The 14,520-nt window shown below is 69.1% G+C and carries 21 protein-coding genes, 1 tRNA gene and 3 pseudogenes; 3 read left to right on the plus strand and 22 right to left on the minus strand.

All coding sequences use genetic code 11. From position 1 onward, the window contains the following. Positions 1 to 5: 5 nt before the first annotated feature. From RM779_RS06685 to RM779_RS06705, 5 genes and pseudogenes are all read right to left on the minus strand, one after another. Positions 6 to 965, minus strand: coding sequence for an HpcH/HpaI aldolase/citrate lyase family protein (locus RM779_RS06685; RefSeq protein ID WP_311616719.1), 960 nt, complete (start codon positions 963 to 965; stop codon positions 6 to 8). Continuing rightward, a pseudogene (locus RM779_RS06690) lies at positions 962 to 1,440 on the minus strand (hypothetical protein); the annotation flags it as partial. The gene RM779_RS06685 and the pseudogene RM779_RS06690, both read right to left, overlap by 4 nt. Beyond that, positions 1,401 to 2,186: a TetR family transcriptional regulator gene (locus RM779_RS06695; RefSeq protein ID WP_311616720.1), complete on the minus strand. Its 786-nt coding sequence runs from the start codon at positions 2,184 to 2,186 to the stop codon at positions 1,401 to 1,403. The pseudogene RM779_RS06690 and the gene RM779_RS06695, both read right to left, overlap by 40 nt. A gap of 227 nt (positions 2,187 to 2,413) precedes the next feature. After that, entirely contained in the window at positions 2,414 to 3,025 is a 612-nt protein-coding gene (locus RM779_RS06700; protein WP_311616721.1) for a GNAT family N-acetyltransferase, read from the minus strand. Between the two features lie 47 nt (positions 3,026 to 3,072). Next, the gene (locus tag RM779_RS06705; RefSeq protein ID WP_311616722.1) at positions 3,073 to 3,630 is read right to left on the minus strand and encodes a CGNR zinc finger domain-containing protein; all 558 of its coding nucleotides are present in this window, start codon (positions 3,628 to 3,630) and stop codon (positions 3,073 to 3,075) included. Between the two features lie 106 nt (positions 3,631 to 3,736). Between RM779_RS06705 and RM779_RS06710 the strand changes: the two genes are divergently transcribed. The 3 genes and pseudogenes from RM779_RS06710 to RM779_RS06720 all read left to right on the plus strand — a co-directional run bounded on the left by RM779_RS06710 (position 3,737) and on the right by RM779_RS06720 (position 6,826). Next, positions 3,737 to 4,993, plus strand: a complete 1,257-nt coding sequence (locus RM779_RS06710; protein ID WP_311616723.1) for an MFS transporter — start codon at positions 3,737 to 3,739, stop codon at positions 4,991 to 4,993. Positions 4,994 to 5,112: 119 nt separating this feature from the next. Beyond that, positions 5,113 to 6,171, plus strand: a pseudogene (locus RM779_RS06715) (BNR repeat-containing protein); the annotation flags it as partial. 373 nt (positions 6,172 to 6,544) lie between these two features. Continuing rightward, on the plus strand, positions 6,545 to 6,826 hold the full coding sequence (locus RM779_RS06720; RefSeq protein ID WP_311616724.1) for a hypothetical protein: 282 nt from the start codon (positions 6,545 to 6,547) through the stop codon (positions 6,824 to 6,826). A gap of 165 nt (positions 6,827 to 6,991) precedes the next feature. On the opposite strand, the pseudogene RM779_RS33655 reads toward RM779_RS06720, so the two are convergent. The 17 genes and pseudogenes from RM779_RS33655 to RM779_RS06805 form a co-directional block, all read right to left on the minus strand. Further along, positions 6,992 to 8,074, minus strand: a pseudogene (locus RM779_RS33655) (recombinase family protein); the annotation flags it as partial. A gap of 38 nt (positions 8,075 to 8,112) precedes the next feature. Beyond that, complete coding sequence (locus tag RM779_RS06730) at positions 8,113 to 8,277, minus strand: hypothetical protein (RefSeq protein ID WP_311616726.1); 165 nt, start codon at positions 8,275 to 8,277, stop codon at positions 8,113 to 8,115. Between the two features lie 35 nt (positions 8,278 to 8,312). Further along, positions 8,313 to 8,885, minus strand: coding sequence for a hypothetical protein (locus RM779_RS06735; protein ID WP_311616727.1), 573 nt, complete (start codon positions 8,883 to 8,885; stop codon positions 8,313 to 8,315). A gap of 575 nt (positions 8,886 to 9,460) precedes the next feature. After that, positions 9,461 to 9,529 (minus strand) — tRNA-OTHER (locus RM779_RS06740). A 297-nt stretch (positions 9,530 to 9,826) separates the two neighbouring features. Beyond that, on the minus strand, positions 9,827 to 10,009 hold the full coding sequence (locus tag RM779_RS06745; protein WP_311616728.1) for a DUF397 domain-containing protein: 183 nt from the start codon (positions 10,007 to 10,009) through the stop codon (positions 9,827 to 9,829). Beyond that, positions 9,982 to 10,674 carry a Scr1 family TA system antitoxin-like transcriptional regulator gene (locus RM779_RS06750; protein WP_311616729.1) on the minus strand — a complete coding sequence of 231 codons (693 nt, stop codon included), beginning with the start codon at positions 10,672 to 10,674 and terminating at the stop codon, positions 9,982 to 9,984. Before RM779_RS06750 ends, RM779_RS06745 begins: the two co-directional genes overlap by 28 nt. A gap of 168 nt (positions 10,675 to 10,842) precedes the next feature. Beyond that, positions 10,843 to 11,034 (minus strand): hypothetical protein, encoded by a 192-nt coding sequence (locus RM779_RS06755; protein WP_311616730.1) that lies wholly within the window; start codon positions 11,032 to 11,034, stop codon positions 10,843 to 10,845. 596 nt (positions 11,035 to 11,630) lie between these two features. Next, positions 11,631 to 11,870, minus strand: coding sequence for a hypothetical protein (locus RM779_RS06760; protein ID WP_311616731.1), 240 nt, complete (start codon positions 11,868 to 11,870; stop codon positions 11,631 to 11,633). Further along, on the minus strand, positions 11,863 to 12,093 hold the full coding sequence (locus tag RM779_RS06765; protein WP_311616732.1) for a hypothetical protein: 231 nt from the start codon (positions 12,091 to 12,093) through the stop codon (positions 11,863 to 11,865). The genes RM779_RS06760 and RM779_RS06765 overlap by 8 nt, the downstream gene beginning before the upstream one ends. Next, the gene (locus RM779_RS06770) at positions 12,090 to 12,305 is read right to left on the minus strand and encodes a hypothetical protein (RefSeq protein ID WP_311616733.1); all 216 of its coding nucleotides are present in this window, start codon (positions 12,303 to 12,305) and stop codon (positions 12,090 to 12,092) included. Before RM779_RS06770 ends, RM779_RS06765 begins: the two co-directional genes overlap by 4 nt. Before the next feature lie 87 nt (positions 12,306 to 12,392). Then, positions 12,393 to 12,560 (minus strand): hypothetical protein, encoded by a 168-nt coding sequence (locus RM779_RS06775; RefSeq protein WP_311616734.1) that lies wholly within the window; start codon positions 12,558 to 12,560, stop codon positions 12,393 to 12,395. 181 nt (positions 12,561 to 12,741) lie between these two features. Further along, positions 12,742 to 12,921: a hypothetical protein gene (locus RM779_RS06780; protein WP_311616735.1), complete on the minus strand. Its 180-nt coding sequence runs from the start codon at positions 12,919 to 12,921 to the stop codon at positions 12,742 to 12,744. A gap of 2 nt (positions 12,922 to 12,923) precedes the next feature. Further along, the gene (locus RM779_RS06785; protein ID WP_311616736.1) at positions 12,924 to 13,274 is read right to left on the minus strand and encodes a hypothetical protein; all 351 of its coding nucleotides are present in this window, start codon (positions 13,272 to 13,274) and stop codon (positions 12,924 to 12,926) included. Next, positions 13,271 to 13,507, minus strand: a complete 237-nt coding sequence (locus RM779_RS06790) for a hypothetical protein (protein ID WP_311616737.1) — start codon at positions 13,505 to 13,507, stop codon at positions 13,271 to 13,273. The genes RM779_RS06785 and RM779_RS06790 overlap by 4 nt, the downstream gene beginning before the upstream one ends. Positions 13,508 to 13,509: 2 nt before the next feature. Further along, positions 13,510 to 13,740: a hypothetical protein gene (locus RM779_RS06795; protein ID WP_311616738.1), complete on the minus strand. Its 231-nt coding sequence runs from the start codon at positions 13,738 to 13,740 to the stop codon at positions 13,510 to 13,512. A 144-nt stretch (positions 13,741 to 13,884) separates the two neighbouring features. Beyond that, positions 13,885 to 14,142 carry a hypothetical protein gene (locus RM779_RS06800; RefSeq protein WP_311616739.1) on the minus strand — a complete coding sequence of 86 codons (258 nt, stop codon included), beginning with the start codon at positions 14,140 to 14,142 and terminating at the stop codon, positions 13,885 to 13,887. Between the two features lie 16 nt (positions 14,143 to 14,158). Then, positions 14,159 to 14,503 carry a hypothetical protein gene (locus tag RM779_RS06805; protein WP_311616740.1) on the minus strand — a complete coding sequence of 115 codons (345 nt, stop codon included), beginning with the start codon at positions 14,501 to 14,503 and terminating at the stop codon, positions 14,159 to 14,161. Positions 14,504 to 14,520 lie beyond the last annotated feature (17 nt).

Genomic DNA, 14,520 nt, shown 5'->3' on the forward strand with positions numbered 1-14,520 from the left:
CTCCGTCAGTCGGCGGGCGGCTCGTACGACGTCGTGCGCCGCATCCCGGCGGCGCGGCCCTTGCCCGCGATCACCAGGGCCATCTTGCGGCTGGCCTCGTCGATCATCTCGTCGCCGAGCATGGCGGCGCCCCTGGCGCCGCCCGCCCGCGAGGTGACGTGCGCGTAGGCGTCCAGGATCAGCTCCGCGCGGTCGTAGTCCTCCTGGCCGGGCGAGTAGATGTCGTTGGCGGCCTCGATCTGGCCGGGGTGCAGCACCCACTTGCCGTCGAAGCCGAGCGCGGCGGAACGGCCCGCCACCTCGCGGAAGCCGTCGGTGTCGCGGATCTGGAGGTAGGGGCCGTCGACGGCCTGGAGGCCGTGGGCGCGGGCGGCCATCAGGATGCGCATGAGCACGTAGTGGTAGGCGTCGGCCGGGTAGCCAGGCGGCTGCTGCCCGACGACCAGCGTCTTCATCGCGATCGACGCCATGAAGTCGGCCGGTCCGAAGACGATCGTCTCCAGCCGCGGCGACGCGGCCGCGATGGCGTCGACGTTCACCAGGCCGCGGGCGTCCTCGATCTGCGCCTCGATGCCGATGCGGCCCACCTCGAACCCCATCGTCTTCTCGATCTGCGTGAGCAGCATGTCGAGGGCCAGCACCTGCTGCGCGTCCTGCACCTTGGGCAGCATCAGGCAGTCCAGGCCGGCCCCCGCGCCCTCCACGACGGTGATGACGTCGCGGTAAGTCCAGTGCGTTGTCCAGTCGTTGACGCGCACGACCCGCGTCTTTCCGCCCCAGTCACCCTCGTTCAGCGCCTCGACGACCGCCTGCCTGGCGCTCTCCTTCGCCAGCGGGGCGCAGGCGTCCTCCAGGTCGAGGAACACCTGGTCGACCGGCAGGCCCTGGGCCTTTTCGAGGAAGCGCGGGTTGCTGCCGGGGACGGCGAGGCAGGAGCGCCGGGGACGGAACCTTGCGGTGGTCATGAGGGGACCTCCAGGACGGGGAGCAGCCCGTGGGCCGCGCGGATCTCGTCGACGATACGGCCGGTGATCTCCGTGATGCGGAAGTCCCTGGGCGCGAGTACGGCGGCCGCCCCCGCCGCCCGCAGCGCCGCCGCGATGGCGGCGACCTCCGCGTCCCTGCCCAGGACGGCGATCTGCTCCGCGCCGTTGCTGTGGCCGTCCTCGCCCGGCTTGCCGACCAGCAGCCGGAGTCGCCCGGCGGACAGCTCCCCGGCCGCCGCGGCGGCGGCGCCGCGCACCCGGGCCGGGCTGCCGTCCGGGTACGGCACGGCGGGCGCCCCCGCGACGTCAGGTCCGTGGCCAGGACGGCGGCGGCCAGGTCGGCGGTGAGCGGGCTCGGTTCGCCGGTGCGGTAGCAGTTGACGCCGACGACGCGCTCCTCGCCCGCAGGGGCGTTCAGGACCGGTCGTGCAGGGCCTGCTCGATGGTCCGCATGACCTCGCTCAGCGGCGCGTCCGTCCTGGCCACGGTCACCAGCACCTCGTCGCGGGCCGACACGACCGCGGCCGGCGCCATGGCCGCCGGTGCCGCGCGGCTGATGGCGGGCAGCGCGCCGAACGTGCGGCGCACGATGGCGAACGCGTGGTCCAGCTCCGCCTCCACGTCGCCCTGGCCGTCCCGGCGCAGCCAGCGCCGCAGCACGTGATTGTGCGCGGTGACCACCGCGGCGGCGGCGACCTCCGCGAGCAGCGGCTCGTCGCCCTGGTGGGAACTCTCGTCGAACTGCGCCAGCAGATAGCGCGTGAACAGCCGCTCGTAACGGGCGACGGAGGCGATCTCCCGCTCGCGCAGCGCGGGCACCTCGCGGGTCAGCCGGTAGCGCTGCACCGATACGGCGGGGGAGGAGGCGTACATCTTCATGACCTCCTTGATGCCGCGGCACACCGTGTCGATGGGGTTCTCCCGGGCGGGCGCGGCCTCCAGTACCGCCTCCGCGCGCTCCAGGGTGTCGTCGTGGTCCGGGAAGATCGCCTCCTCCTTGGACCTGAAGTGCCGGAAGAAGGTGCGCCGCGCGACGCCCGCGGTAGCGGCGATCTCGTCCACCGTGGTGGCCTCGTACCCCTTGGTCGCGAACAGCTCCATCGCCGCCGCCGCGAGCTGGCGGCGCACCTTGAGGCGCTGGGTCGCGGCATGCGGACGTGCGGTCTTCACGGGCTGGGCCATGGACCGAACGTACTGCATGCGTCACACCGATGCGCGGGCATAACCGGGTGCCCCGCGTCGGCCGGGGCAGCGGCGGGCCCCGTCCCGGGGCCGCCGTGCGGAACGTGCGACGGACGCCGGACCGACGGCGTCCCTGACGGCCGCGTCGCCAGACCGTCTGAGCGGACCAACGCTCTGATGAGCAGGCTAACTTGTGAGTAACCGGGTCGCCACCCCCGCGGCAGCCCCCGCTGGTGTGCGCCCCGTCACGCCGGATCACCCAGGGTCGCACCGCGCCGGGCCAGGACGCGGCCCTCGGCGTCCAGCGCCGCGGCGTACCGCACCTCGTTCACCGGCATCCCGGCGATCGCATCCGTCCGCACCGCGCCGTCCGCGACGAGCCCGACGCGGTCGTAGAAGCGGCGCCCCATCGCGTTGTCCCGCAGCACCCACAGCCGCAGCCGCCGGTGCCCCTGCCCCGCGAGCCACCGCAGCGAGCTGTCCAGCAACGCCCGGCCCACGCCGGTGCCGATGAACTCGGGCACTAAGTACAACGCGTACAGCTCGCCGTAACTCCCCTGCCCGGCCTCCTCCTGCGGCCGGCCGGGCCGTTCGTCGACGTGCTCGTCGGGCCGGTACGCGCCGGGGTGCGCCCAGCCGATCACTCCCGTGCCCCTGGCGTCCGCCACCAGGTGCACGCGGTCCGCCGGTTCGCCCGGCGCCGCGGCCCTGAGCATGGCGGCGAACAACTCCGGCCGCATGCCGTCGAGGTAGTCCTGGGGGACCAGCCCTCGGTAGGCGTGCCGCCAGCCCTGGATTCGGACGCGCGCCACCCCCTCGATGTCGCCGGGCGTCATCTCACGTATTTCAATCCGCATGCTGCGCAGCGTAGTTCGCCCAGGACGGGGGAGCCCGCAGGCGCTCCTCAGGCGGGTTCCCGCCCGCCGGGGGCGCGGCGCGTCGCGTGGCGGCGGGCCTTCGCCCGGTTGCCGCACACGCTCATCGAGCACCAGCGGCGGCTGCGGTTCTTCGACACGTCCCAGAACACCTCGCCGCACGTCGTCTCCGCGCAGCGCTTCAGGCGTACGGCGTCCCCCGTGGTCACCAACTCGCCCCAGGCCGCGGCCAGTACGGCGAGCGGGCGCAGGCCGGGCGCGAGCCCGGGGGCGGGGGTGAGCACGGGCCGTCCGTCCAGGCGGACCAGCAGCGGCAGCCCGTCGAGGACCCGCTGCGCCGCCGCCGTCACCTCCGGGTCCGCGTCTCCCGCGGTCCGCAGCCCCAGCAGCTCCCGCAGCCCGGCCCGCGCCGTCAGGTACGCGGCGTGCTGTGCGGCCGTGATGCGGGACCCGGACGGCAGCAGGCCGCGACCGGCCAGCCAGGCGGCCAGCGCGGCCGGTGTCGGCACCGCGTCGGTGCCCAGGTGGATGTCCAGGGTGTTCGTGAAGTCCTGGAGCAGAACGGCGGAGGGCGGCGGGCCGAGCATGCCCGCACCCTACCGGCTAATGCGATGACTGGTTAAGCTGAGTCGGCGCGCACCGGCAAAACGTTTAGATGGTTAAGGGGGAGTCGTGCCGACCACCGTGGCACCCGTGGCACCCGTGGAATCCGCCGCCGCACGGCCCTGGGCGCCGCCGCGCGCCGGGCGCAACACCGCGGTGCTCGTCGCGTTCACCGCGCTGACCAATCTCGCCGATGGCGTGGCCAAGATGGCGCTGCCCCTGCTGGCGACCCGCGTCACGTCCTCGCCCGCGCAGATCACCGCCGTCTCGCTCACCCTCACGCTGCCGTGGCTGCTCGCCGCGCTGCCGGTCGGTGCCCTCGTGGACCGCGTCGACCGGCGGCTGCTGCTGTGGGCGGCGGGCGCGGTGCGGCTGCTCGCGCTCGGCGGGCTGCTCGCCGCGTTCGCCGCGGGCGAGCCCGGCCTGCCGGTGCTCTACGGCGCGGGCGCGCTGCTCGGCGTCGCCGAGGTCGTCGCCATGACCGCCGCCGCCTCCCTGGTGCCGGCCGCGGTGCCGCCCGCGGGGCGCGAGCGCGCCAACGCCTGGCTGGCGGGCGCGGAAACCGTGTGCGGGGAGTTCTGTGGACCGTTCGTCGGCGGACTGCTCCTCGCCCTGGGCACCGGCGTGGCGCTCGGCGCCACGTGGGCGGCCTACCTCGTCGGCGCCCTCACCCTCGTGCTGCTCACCGGCCGCTTCGCCGCGGGCGGCGGAGCGGCCGACGCAGGTCCGGGCCCGGGCGCCGCGTCCGCCCGGTCGTCCCTGCGCCACGACATCGCGGAAGGGCTCCGTTACCTGTGGCGGCACCGCCTGCTGCGCACGATGGCGCTCATCCTCACCGCGCTCTGCGCGAGTTGGGGTGCCTGGCTCGCGCTCCTGCCGCTGTACGCGACGCAGGGCATGGGCCTGGACACGCGGCAGTACGGCCTGGTGCTCGGCGCGCTGGGCGTGGGCGGGCTGACCGGCGCGCTCACCGTGTCCCGGCTCAACCGGTGGCTGGGCCGCCGCCGCGTGATGTTCGCCGATCTGCTCGGCACCGTCGCCATGATGGCGGCCCCGGCGCTCACCGCGCGGCCCGGGGTGGTCGCGGCGGCCGCGTTCGCGGGCGGCATGGGCGGAACGCTCTGGTCGGTGAACGCGCGCACCATCGCGCAGCGCATCGTTCCCGACGGCATGCTGGGCCGGTACAACGCGGTCAGCCGCCTCTTCGGCTGGGGCGCGCTGCCGCTCGGCGCGGCGCTCGCCGGGCTGCTGGCCGAACTCGGCGGTGCGCGCCTGGCGTTCGCCGCGTTCGCCGTCATCGGCGCCGTCGCCGTGCCGCCGTTCCTGCGCATCGTCCGGCCGGACTGAGACGGCCCCGCCGGGCTTCTTGACCGGTCTGCGACAAGCTCCTACTTTCCGTGGCGGGACTGGGATGAAACCTTTCATGCCGCCGCCGCCCCCGGTGGCCGGCCGACCGAGGAGCCGCCATGCCGCCCGCACCCGACCGCAGAACCTTCGTCCGCGGGGCCCTCGGCACCGCCGCCCTCGGTGCCCTGACGGCGGTCGGCCACGCGCCGTCCGCGGCAGCGGCAGCGGCGCCGTCCGTCACGCCCCTGGGCAGCACGCGGCTCGACCCGGCCGCCATCTACTTCGTCTCCTACGACGGCCTCGTCAACAACAACGCCTTCCAGAAGAACGGCCTGCTCACCCACGCCGGCCACCAGTACGCGGTCTGGTACACCGCCGACCGGAACGCGGTGGTCGGCCGCCGGGCGGTGGGCTCGGCCGACTGGGAAACCGTGCGGGTCGGCCACCGGCTCAGCTCCGACAACTCGCACAACGTCATCTCCGCCGGCGTCTCGCCCACGGACGGCCGCCTGCACCTGGTGATGGACGCGCACAGCAGCGGCTACCGCTACGTCAAGTCCGTCGCGGGCCTCATCAGTGCGCCGGCGGCGCACGACTGGACGCCCGCCGCCTTCGGCCCGGTGCTCTCCAGCCTCGACGGCGTCGCGCTGACCTCGGCGTTCACCTACCCGCAGTTCCTGCCGACCCCGGGCGGGCGCCTGCTGCTCAGCTACCGCACCGGCGTCTCGGGCAACGGCCAGGCCGCGCTGGCCGAGTACGACGGCAGCCGCTGGCGGGAACTCGGCACCTGGAGCAGCGCCACCGGCACCTACACCACCGCCCGCGGCTCCAGCCCGTCCCGCAACCTCTACCTGCACGGACTGGACTACGGGCCCGACGGCACCCTCCACGTCTTCGGCACCTGGCGCGAGCGGAGCGGCGCGGTGACCTGCGGCGCCAACCTCACCAACCACGACACCGTCTACGTCCGCAGCACGGACGACGGCCGCACCTGGACCAACGCGGCGGGCACCCGCGTGGCGACCACCGGCTCGGCCACCGCCGGGGTCAACTCGCCCGGGCTGATCGCCGATCCGCTCGGACCCGACCACGCGCTGATGAACCAGGAGTCCCAGGGAGTCGACTCCCGCGGACTCCCGCACGCGCTGATCTCCTACGTGCCCGGGCGCTTCGGGCAGTGGTGTTCGCGTCAGAGAAACGAGCAAGCCCGAGAGGGCGGATGCTCAGGTGCAGGTCAGGCGCCCGCATGGCCGCCGCGGGGGCAGCCGTCTCGGCGCCCTGTAGAGCGGCCATGATCCTGTCCCAGGCTCCAAGCCGCTGCCACCGCCGGAACTGGGTGCGTCCGGCGATCCCTCGGGGGAGGGTCGGCCAGGGCGCCCCCGTCCTGGCCTTGACGAAGATGACCTCAAGGTTTGCCCTGGCCCCCCGGGCCGTCAATTCGGGGACGGCCACTGTCGCCTTGCCCCAAAGGGCGTCTGTCAGTATTGGCACCCCTCGGCCGTGAGCCTCAAACCAGGCCAGCAGAGAGCAGGGGCGACCGAGCTTCCCCTCATGCACCCGAAGAACCTCACCCTGCAACTCCAGGAGCGCATAGATTTCTGCCTGTCTGGCAGGGCCCAGTCCTGGCAGGCGCTCTTTGGCCAGGGTTACGAGCCGGCTCAGCTCCGCCAATTGTTCGGAGGCGGATTCCACCTCACGTTGCCACGCGCGAGCCTCGGCGAGGAGCCTTTCTTGCCCTGCGAGCTCCCCGACCAGGGGAGCCACGGCACGCTCAATGTGAGCGTCAGCGTCACCCTCGCGGAGACCGCGCCCATGCGCCTGACGGGCCGCTGAGCGCGTCGTCAGCGCAATGATCTCCTGCTGTTCATCTACCCGGTGCTGAAGCTCGGCCACGCGTTCCGCTGCCGCCTCGCCCGTGCCGTCGTAGGCGGACAGGCGGTCCCTGGTCATGCTCTCAAGGCGACTCCCGTCGCGCAGCAGGTCATTCAACTCGTTCCATGCGCGTTGTTCGGCAACGGCGGCCGGGAATGAATGGCAGGAGCAGCCATCGTTAGCCCCTGGGTATGACTCGCCCCCCCGGTTACACCTGTAGCGGGCACTCCCCTTACTGCACTCTTGCCCCACATACCTCCCCCCGCATCTGCTGGCGATCCGTCCGGACAGGGGATAGACCCGTTCTCCTGTCCGGTTCGATCTCCGCCTAGTCGCCCCCTCGGCCCGGCGCAACTCGGCAACCTCTTCAGGAGTGAAGATCGGGGGGAGCTTGACAATGACTCGCTCTCCGTAGAACGGCGTACCGTCCGGGAGGGTCTTCGCGTCCTTGCCCCGCCACACGCGCTGCGCAAGGAGCGTGGTGTCACTCAACGTGCGCCCGCGCAGGCGCCCCCGAGTCCACATCTTGCCGTCGCGGGTCCTGAACCCCTCGGCGTTGACCATCTCGGCGACCTGACTCCAGTTTTGACGCTGGATGAAAAGCGTTCGCGCTCGTCTCAAGAGCGCGGCTTCCCCTTTCTCCCTGTCGTCAATAACAAGACGGGACTCCTTCAGCACTCCCTTGTTTTCTATGCGGTATCCATACGGAGGCTTGCCCCCCATATAGCCGTCAACTTCCGCCTTCTCCTGAATGCCGCCCTGCGTGCGGTCTCGAATCAGAATGCGCTCATCCTCTGCCCGGTCGGCCGCTTTGCGCATACGGCTTTCGCCTTCGTCGGTGGTGTTGTCGTAATCGCCGCGGACAATGGCCACAAAAACCCCGAGATGGCGAAGTTCCCAGACCCAGGGCCAGAACGCCTCACCTGCGCGGCCGATAACACGCTCCTCGGGCACGACTACCACGTCAAACGGCCGCTCAGCCCTCCGGGCGGCCGTCATGAGGTCGCACAGGTCAGGCCGCTCTGCGGCTGGCAGGGTGCCGCTGTACCCCTCATCCGCGTAGGTGCCGACATGTGTCCACCCCTTGCGCTGGATAAACGCCGCCGTCTTCTTGCCTGTGTACGCGGTGCCGAAGCCCTTTTTTTGATCCTCCGTGCTGACCCGTAGGTAATCCACCGCCCGCAAGCCGGCGCGGCGGGAATCCAGCACAACTAGCGCCCTCTTGGGCTTCCTGGACAAGTCCTCTCCTAGATATCTGCACCAAAGATGATGTCGAGCAGCCGCCCATAGGCGGCGTCCGAGATGGACCGCTCCTCGCGCCGAAATTCAATATGCGGTGCGGGGTCGTCCTCAAAGTGCGAGTGCAGCCACTCAATGGCTATGTCGGCTCTGTCTCGCTCCCCGTCCTGCATGATGTACCTCCCCGCCCCGGGGTGATGGACCCGGGCTATCGGCGGCAGTTGTGCTGCTCGCCGAGCTGATGCCTGTAGCAGTGGTGCGTGTTGGGCTGCCCGCACTGCGGGCATGGGTGTACGTGCGTGAGTCCGCACACGCATGCCGGTTCAATGGCCTCTGGGTTCCATGCGGTCATCTCCCGCGCTGCGGCGTACAGGTCGCCTTCGTCCGGGCGTTCGTCCTCGGGGAGTTGGCCGTAGAACAGCCACGCATCCCTGGGCGTGCGGAGGATTGGCACGAGCATGAAGCGCCCCCTGCCGACCTTCGTGGACGGGTTCCAGGCCAGGCCCTCACCGGCCGTCCGGGCGGCTGTGCCGCCGCTCACGGCCTTCAGGAACTTCCCCGGGGTGTCCAGGATGCCCCGAGCGCTAAAGGGCCCCAGCGCCACCACCATGGGCGGCCTGGGGCCCTCTTGTATCTGCGCCACCACCGCTACGCGGTTGGTGCGTGCCAGCTCCTCCTGAACCAGCTCGACAACCAGCTCGGCGACCTCCTCAGCCGTCCGATTCTCGTTCTCCGGGCTGCTCAGGAGGTCTGCTACGGCCTGCGTTGTACGCTTGCTCACCCTGCCTCCGGTACTTACTGACCACGGAGGGCGATAGCCCTAGGTCTGCGGCCAGCTCGCGAACGGTGACCCCCTGCTCCACGGTCAGATAAATCTTGATCTTGAAAGCCTCTTCGGCGTTCTTCCATTCGTCGTGGGCGGTCCGCGCCGCCTCGCGCTCCACGCGCCTCAAGGTCTCGGGCACTGCTCGTCTCCTTCGCGATGGCATCGTGGGAGGCTCCTGGTTGTGAAGATCGGCGGCGGTAAGGGTGGCCTGAGTATGGCGCTGCGCTGGCTCGCACTGTGCAACCGGGGTCCGCTGGCTCACTCTCTTGGCCGAACCTTGACGCCGACCGGCGTAAAACATCACCTCCCCGTGATGATCTGAGTGCTGTGGGGATGGTCCAGTCCGCCCCGGCATGGGGACGGGGCGGACTGGGGCCCTGTTCGGGTGGACCAGACCCAGCCCTGTTACGGGTACCCGTTCACCCTCCGGGCGCAGAGGGCCGCGTCTGTGGGTCAAGCGGCCGACCCCCGGAGGCATACGGCGTTTGGTGCGAGGGTTGCACTCTCCTCCGGCGGAGCTTGGCCCCTCGTCCCCTCGGCCGGATTCGAACCGGCACCTCCGCCCAGCGGCGTGCTCTGCTCAGTTGAGCTACGAGGGAAGCCACCGCCGCACTGGGCGGGGCATGAAGAAGGCCCCCGGGTTCTCCGGGGGCCTTGATCCGTTTGATTCTCACCGCCAAGGGCGGTCGGGCTCCTGCTGAAGCCCGGGTTCACGACTCTCGCCGCGGGCACTGCGCCACGCGGCTCGCGCCACGAGGAGCAGAAACCCGGCGGCCAGCACGAGCATTACGCCGGCCGCCGGGTCTCCGTCCGCCATGGACATCACGGCCCCCGCAAGGGCCGCCAGGGCGGCCACCAGGGCCGCCCACGCCACGATGACGGGTAGGGGGCGCAGGCTAGCTCTGCCGCTCACCCGTGACCCCCGTCAGGAACGCCCGCCAGGCGGCGGGAGCGATCTCAACCACGGGGCCGGTTTGGTCCTTCGTGTCGATGACGCCGACGACACCCTCACGGGCGACGCTGACGCACTGGTGGTCGGAGTAGGACGACTTCATGAACGCCGTGCTTTTACGGTCCATCTGTCTAGCTCCCTTTGGATGACCTGCATGCTCTCGCCCTCTCCCAGGGCATCGCTGCTGAGGTCGGCAAAGACCCCCAGCAAACGCATCGTATCGTCCGGATGGGTTACCACCATCCCCCCCGCGTCGGTCTCCGCGTACCCGGCGTACTGTCGGGTCTCCTGGTGCAGACCTGAGTACAGGCTGAAGTGGTCGCTCGCGGCGCACGCTAGCCGCCGTAGCGGAAGCACCTGAATGCGCACATGGGGATGTGCTGCCATGTGCAGCAGATGCCGGAGCTGCTGCTCATGGGCATCGAAGGTCCACTGCTGCGTGAGGGCCAGCTCCCCCACGACGAATCGGGCCAGGGGTTCCCGCGTAGGCGTCTGCATCCCTGCGAGACGCCGACTGAGGGCATCAACCCGCATGTTCTTCATGAACATCCGTTCGCGGGCCACGTCGTCCGACAGACGACGAGCGGTGCCCTTGATGACACCCAGGCTGTAATGGGGGACCTGAAGGAGGCCCGGGACGAACCGCATGTCCCAGCTCCTGATGATGTCAGAAGCGGCTTCCAGGTCAATCAGTCGGTTGATGCTGCTGTCAACCGCGTCCAGCCGCTCAGCGCGCCAGATGCCGCGCTGGTCCCCAGCGCGCAATGCCATGGCGCGTGCAATGACGCTCACATGACTCTCCTCTCCGTAGAGCCAGTCAGATGTAGCAGATAGTGACTCCCTCGCGCCAGACTGTTGTCAGCCTGGCTTGAACTCTTCATGCGATCGTGCGCGGGCATATGCCCGTTGTGACCCCCGGCTGACAGGATGATCCCACCGCCGGCCGGGGGTGTCTGGTGTTCAGCGAAGGTTGTCGTTCTCCCCGCGCAGGTACCGGCGGATGTGGTCCAGTGTGATCTGGTTCGGCTGTTCGACCGAACGCATGTAGACCAGCGCCTCGCGGATGCGCCACTGGAGGACGCTCGTCTCGTGGTTCAGCAACTCCTCCGACTTCTCGATCAGTCGTTGAGCGAGTTGATGTCTGTCGTCCATCTCTTCACCTCTCCCATGAAGACAGATGCCCGCACATGCAGGAGGCGCCCCCACCTGAGGGGAGGGGGAGAGGCAGGCAGAGGAGCCTGCAACCGCATGTACGGGCGTCTGACGCCACGGAAGGAGTTGGGCGCCCCTCCAGGGGCGCCCTTTGGTCTACTCGTTTCGAGATGCCGCTACCGCCCCCTCCAGGGCGGACGCAACCGCAGCGAGCGCGGCGTCGCGGCTTTCGCCGTAGAAGTAGTCCAGCCACCGAAGCGCGCGGAGTTCAGCCGCGGTAACTGGAGCGCTCGGGGTGCCTTCGCGCCCCTCCAGTGCCCCCTTGGCCCAGACGTACAGGCCATCCGCCTGCGCATGCTCACTGCTCCCCCGCAGACTCTTCGAGCTGCGGCACTGCGCCGCGACCTTCTCTGAGGCGTCAAGGATGTGGCGCCACGTCGCGCGTGGAAGCGCGACGGTTACTGCACTCGAACTCATGATCCCTCTCCAAGGTCATGGTGTGCGGTACCCCCGCACGGGGTGGTCTCTCCTGTGAGTCCAGAGAGCCCCAGCGTATCCAGGGGGTGTGACACGCTGGGGCAGTCTGGGCCAACAGGTCACCCCCGAAGGAACTCCGCGAGCTTCTGCCGCGCCTCCTCGTACCCCGGGTAGTGCTCGTCCTGGTACAGGAGACCCAGTGCCCCCACCGCCATCCTGAGGCCGCTCAGTGCATCGCTCACTCGGTAGTCGCCCACGGTCGGATGTTCGTGCTGCCACCGCTCCAGCACGGCTAGGGCGTGCTCTGCCTTGATTTTGGCCAGAGCTGCGGTGTCCGCAGCCATTCTGCGTTCAGTCATGATTCCTCTCCCTGCAAGCCCAGAGCTCATCTGCCCGACACTCCTCGCAGTCGCCTCTTGGCTGCCCCACGTCCCGGTGTTCAGGGCACAACTCGCGGACCACAAGCGTGTCATCGTTCTTCAGGGCCTTGTACGCAGCAAGGCAGGCGTCTGCACCCTCCTGGCTGTATAGATCCTGCCGGAGCATTCTGTCGTTTTTGAAAATTCCCCACTCGGCAATCATTCAACCTCTCCCAGTCGGTCATCCCAGTAGTTGCCCGGGAGTCTCTTAAGCCAAGTGCTGATGTACTCCCTAGCCTCTCCGACTTCACAGGGAGGCTCCTCGCCCCGGCTCTGGTGGGCCTCCGTCCACCTCTCCAGGAGGTCACCGGCCGCAATCAGTAGCGCTTCAGCGACTTTTGCCTTGCGTTCGTTCACGCCCATCTCTTCAGGCATTGTCTCCCTCTCCCTATAAGACCAGAGAGCCGAACACCCCGACAGGGGGTGTGCAGGGTGCCCGGCAGTCTGATGCGGCAGGGTTAGTCAGCCATCAGCCAAAGCGACGCACCGGACCGGGACTACGGTGACCTCCCGGTCGCCACCCCACTCGTACTCAACAACAATGCGCTCCCCCAGCTCCATCAACACCACGGCCTGAAAGTCCGCGTAGCCGGGAGCGCCGGAGACCTTGACCTTGTCGCCCTCGTTCACGATGAGCGCCCCTTCCGGCAAAGCATGCAAAGGAAGGTACCCGGCTGACGGTCGGCCCTCTCGGTGGGCAGCAAGGGTTCCCTGAGGCGATACCGCCGGGGACACTTCGACCGCCCGCCGGAGGCGATGTGCCACGTGCTCCCGTGCTCGGTCCTGCCCCACAGGCTGACGTCGACCACGATCACTCACCGTCCAGGAAGGTGACGCAGCGAGCGGGGACACTCACCATCTCTACAGCGCCGTCATGCTCATACTTCACGACGTAGGACCCGACGCCCGTGAAGTCCTCCGCGTGAAGGATTGCCTCACCCTCGAAGTCCTCGACGCCGGGGGCGTCGATGACCTTGACTCGCTCAGCCACGATCACTCACCCCCGCTGATGCTGCGCCACTCGTGGACCTTGTCCATGAAGGGGTCGCCGGGGGCACGGAGCACAAAGACTCGCTCCGGCGTGTTGACGAAGCGGTAGAGCGTCCCGTTGATCCTGCGGTCCCAGATGCGGTTTCGCTCGTTCTCCACGTGGACCACGCGAGGCCCGATCTCGAACAGCCGGCGGAGCGTCGCCCGGAGCGACGGGCGGCGGAGGTAGCCCTCCCCGCACCCCCCGCATACGGGGTCGGTGACGATCGCCCCGTCGGTACGGTCGCGCCACGTGAGTTCATGCGTGGCGATCTCCAGGCACCCGATGGTGCTACACGTCTTCGCCATGATCACCAACCCCGCACGATCATGAAGCTATAGCCGCTCGGCTCGTGGTCCACGATCACGGACAATGAGGCCTTCGCGAGCGCCGCGGAGAAGCGCTGCGCCTCCGCCTTGCTCGCGGCTCCGTTGTCAAGCAAACACTGGCCCGCGCGGCGGGCCGCCTCAGCCTGGCTCTTGAAGTAGGAGGGCCACTCCTTGACCTGCCCGGTCGGCAGGTAGCGCGTCATGCGGTAGGTCGCCATGTTCACGCCCCCGCCTGGAACTCGTAGATCCCGTGGACGATGCCACCGCTGCCCGTGAGGGCGACGACAACCGTGTAGCGGCCCTTGCGGTCCTTGAGCTCGTACCGCGTCGGCGTGAAGCCGTGAGCGACGTTGGCGCCGATACCTCGGTGCGCGTTGTCCACCGACACGAGCACGCCCCACGTCGCCGGGGCCCCCATCGGGTAGTGAGTGGTCTTGTTACCCTCGTTCATGTCCGTAGTTCTCCTCTCCAAGGAACCTAGGACTCGGACGTGTCAGAGGGCCCTGGATGCCAGTCCACGGGCCCTCTGTGCTGCTCTGTAGCAGCAACAAGGCCCCCGTGTGGGGTACGGGGGCCAAGTCGCTACGGCAGTGCGTCAGATGAAGTGTTCCGGACGCAGACGCGCCACCTTCACCCGGTAGTGCTGCTCTCCGTCTGGGAACTCGTCATCGATCTCGGCGAGTTCTTCAGGCACTCGGATATGCACAACGGCCTCTCCGTAGCCCGTACTCGCTCCTCCGTCGCGGACGGTAGAGAAGAATGCCTCTCCGCTGCTCTCCTTCGAGAGCATCCGTCGCTCGCGATAGATGACAGCCGCGCTAACGGCCGTGGTTCGGTGGTACAGGTCCAACACGCGCGCTCCCCCCTCGCTACGGCAGTGCCTTGAACTCCCTGCGCCATATGCGACACAGGGATTTTTCAATGCTCCGGAAGCGAACCCGATTCCAGCGATTCCAGCGATAGTCGTGCACGTGTCTGCCCGACCACGGATCGCTGTCTTGCTTGTGCCCCAAAAGGAAGTCCGGCCTGCCTCCTGGCTCCGGCTCCGTCCACCATTTTCGACGCGCCGAACCGAGATGCGTGGCCGCACACCACGCGTAGACGGGCAGCCACGGATTATCGTCGGCGGGGAGAGCAGCCTCTACAATGCGCTTTTCATCCCCATAGAGATACACCTCATTTTCGAAAACGTCACGCGTTCTCACGAATTGCATTGACGACTCCTTTCCCT

This window comes from Streptomyces johnsoniae, assembly GCF_031845565.1.
Lineage (GTDB): Bacteria > Actinomycetota > Actinomycetes > Streptomycetales > Streptomycetaceae > Streptomyces > Streptomyces johnsoniae.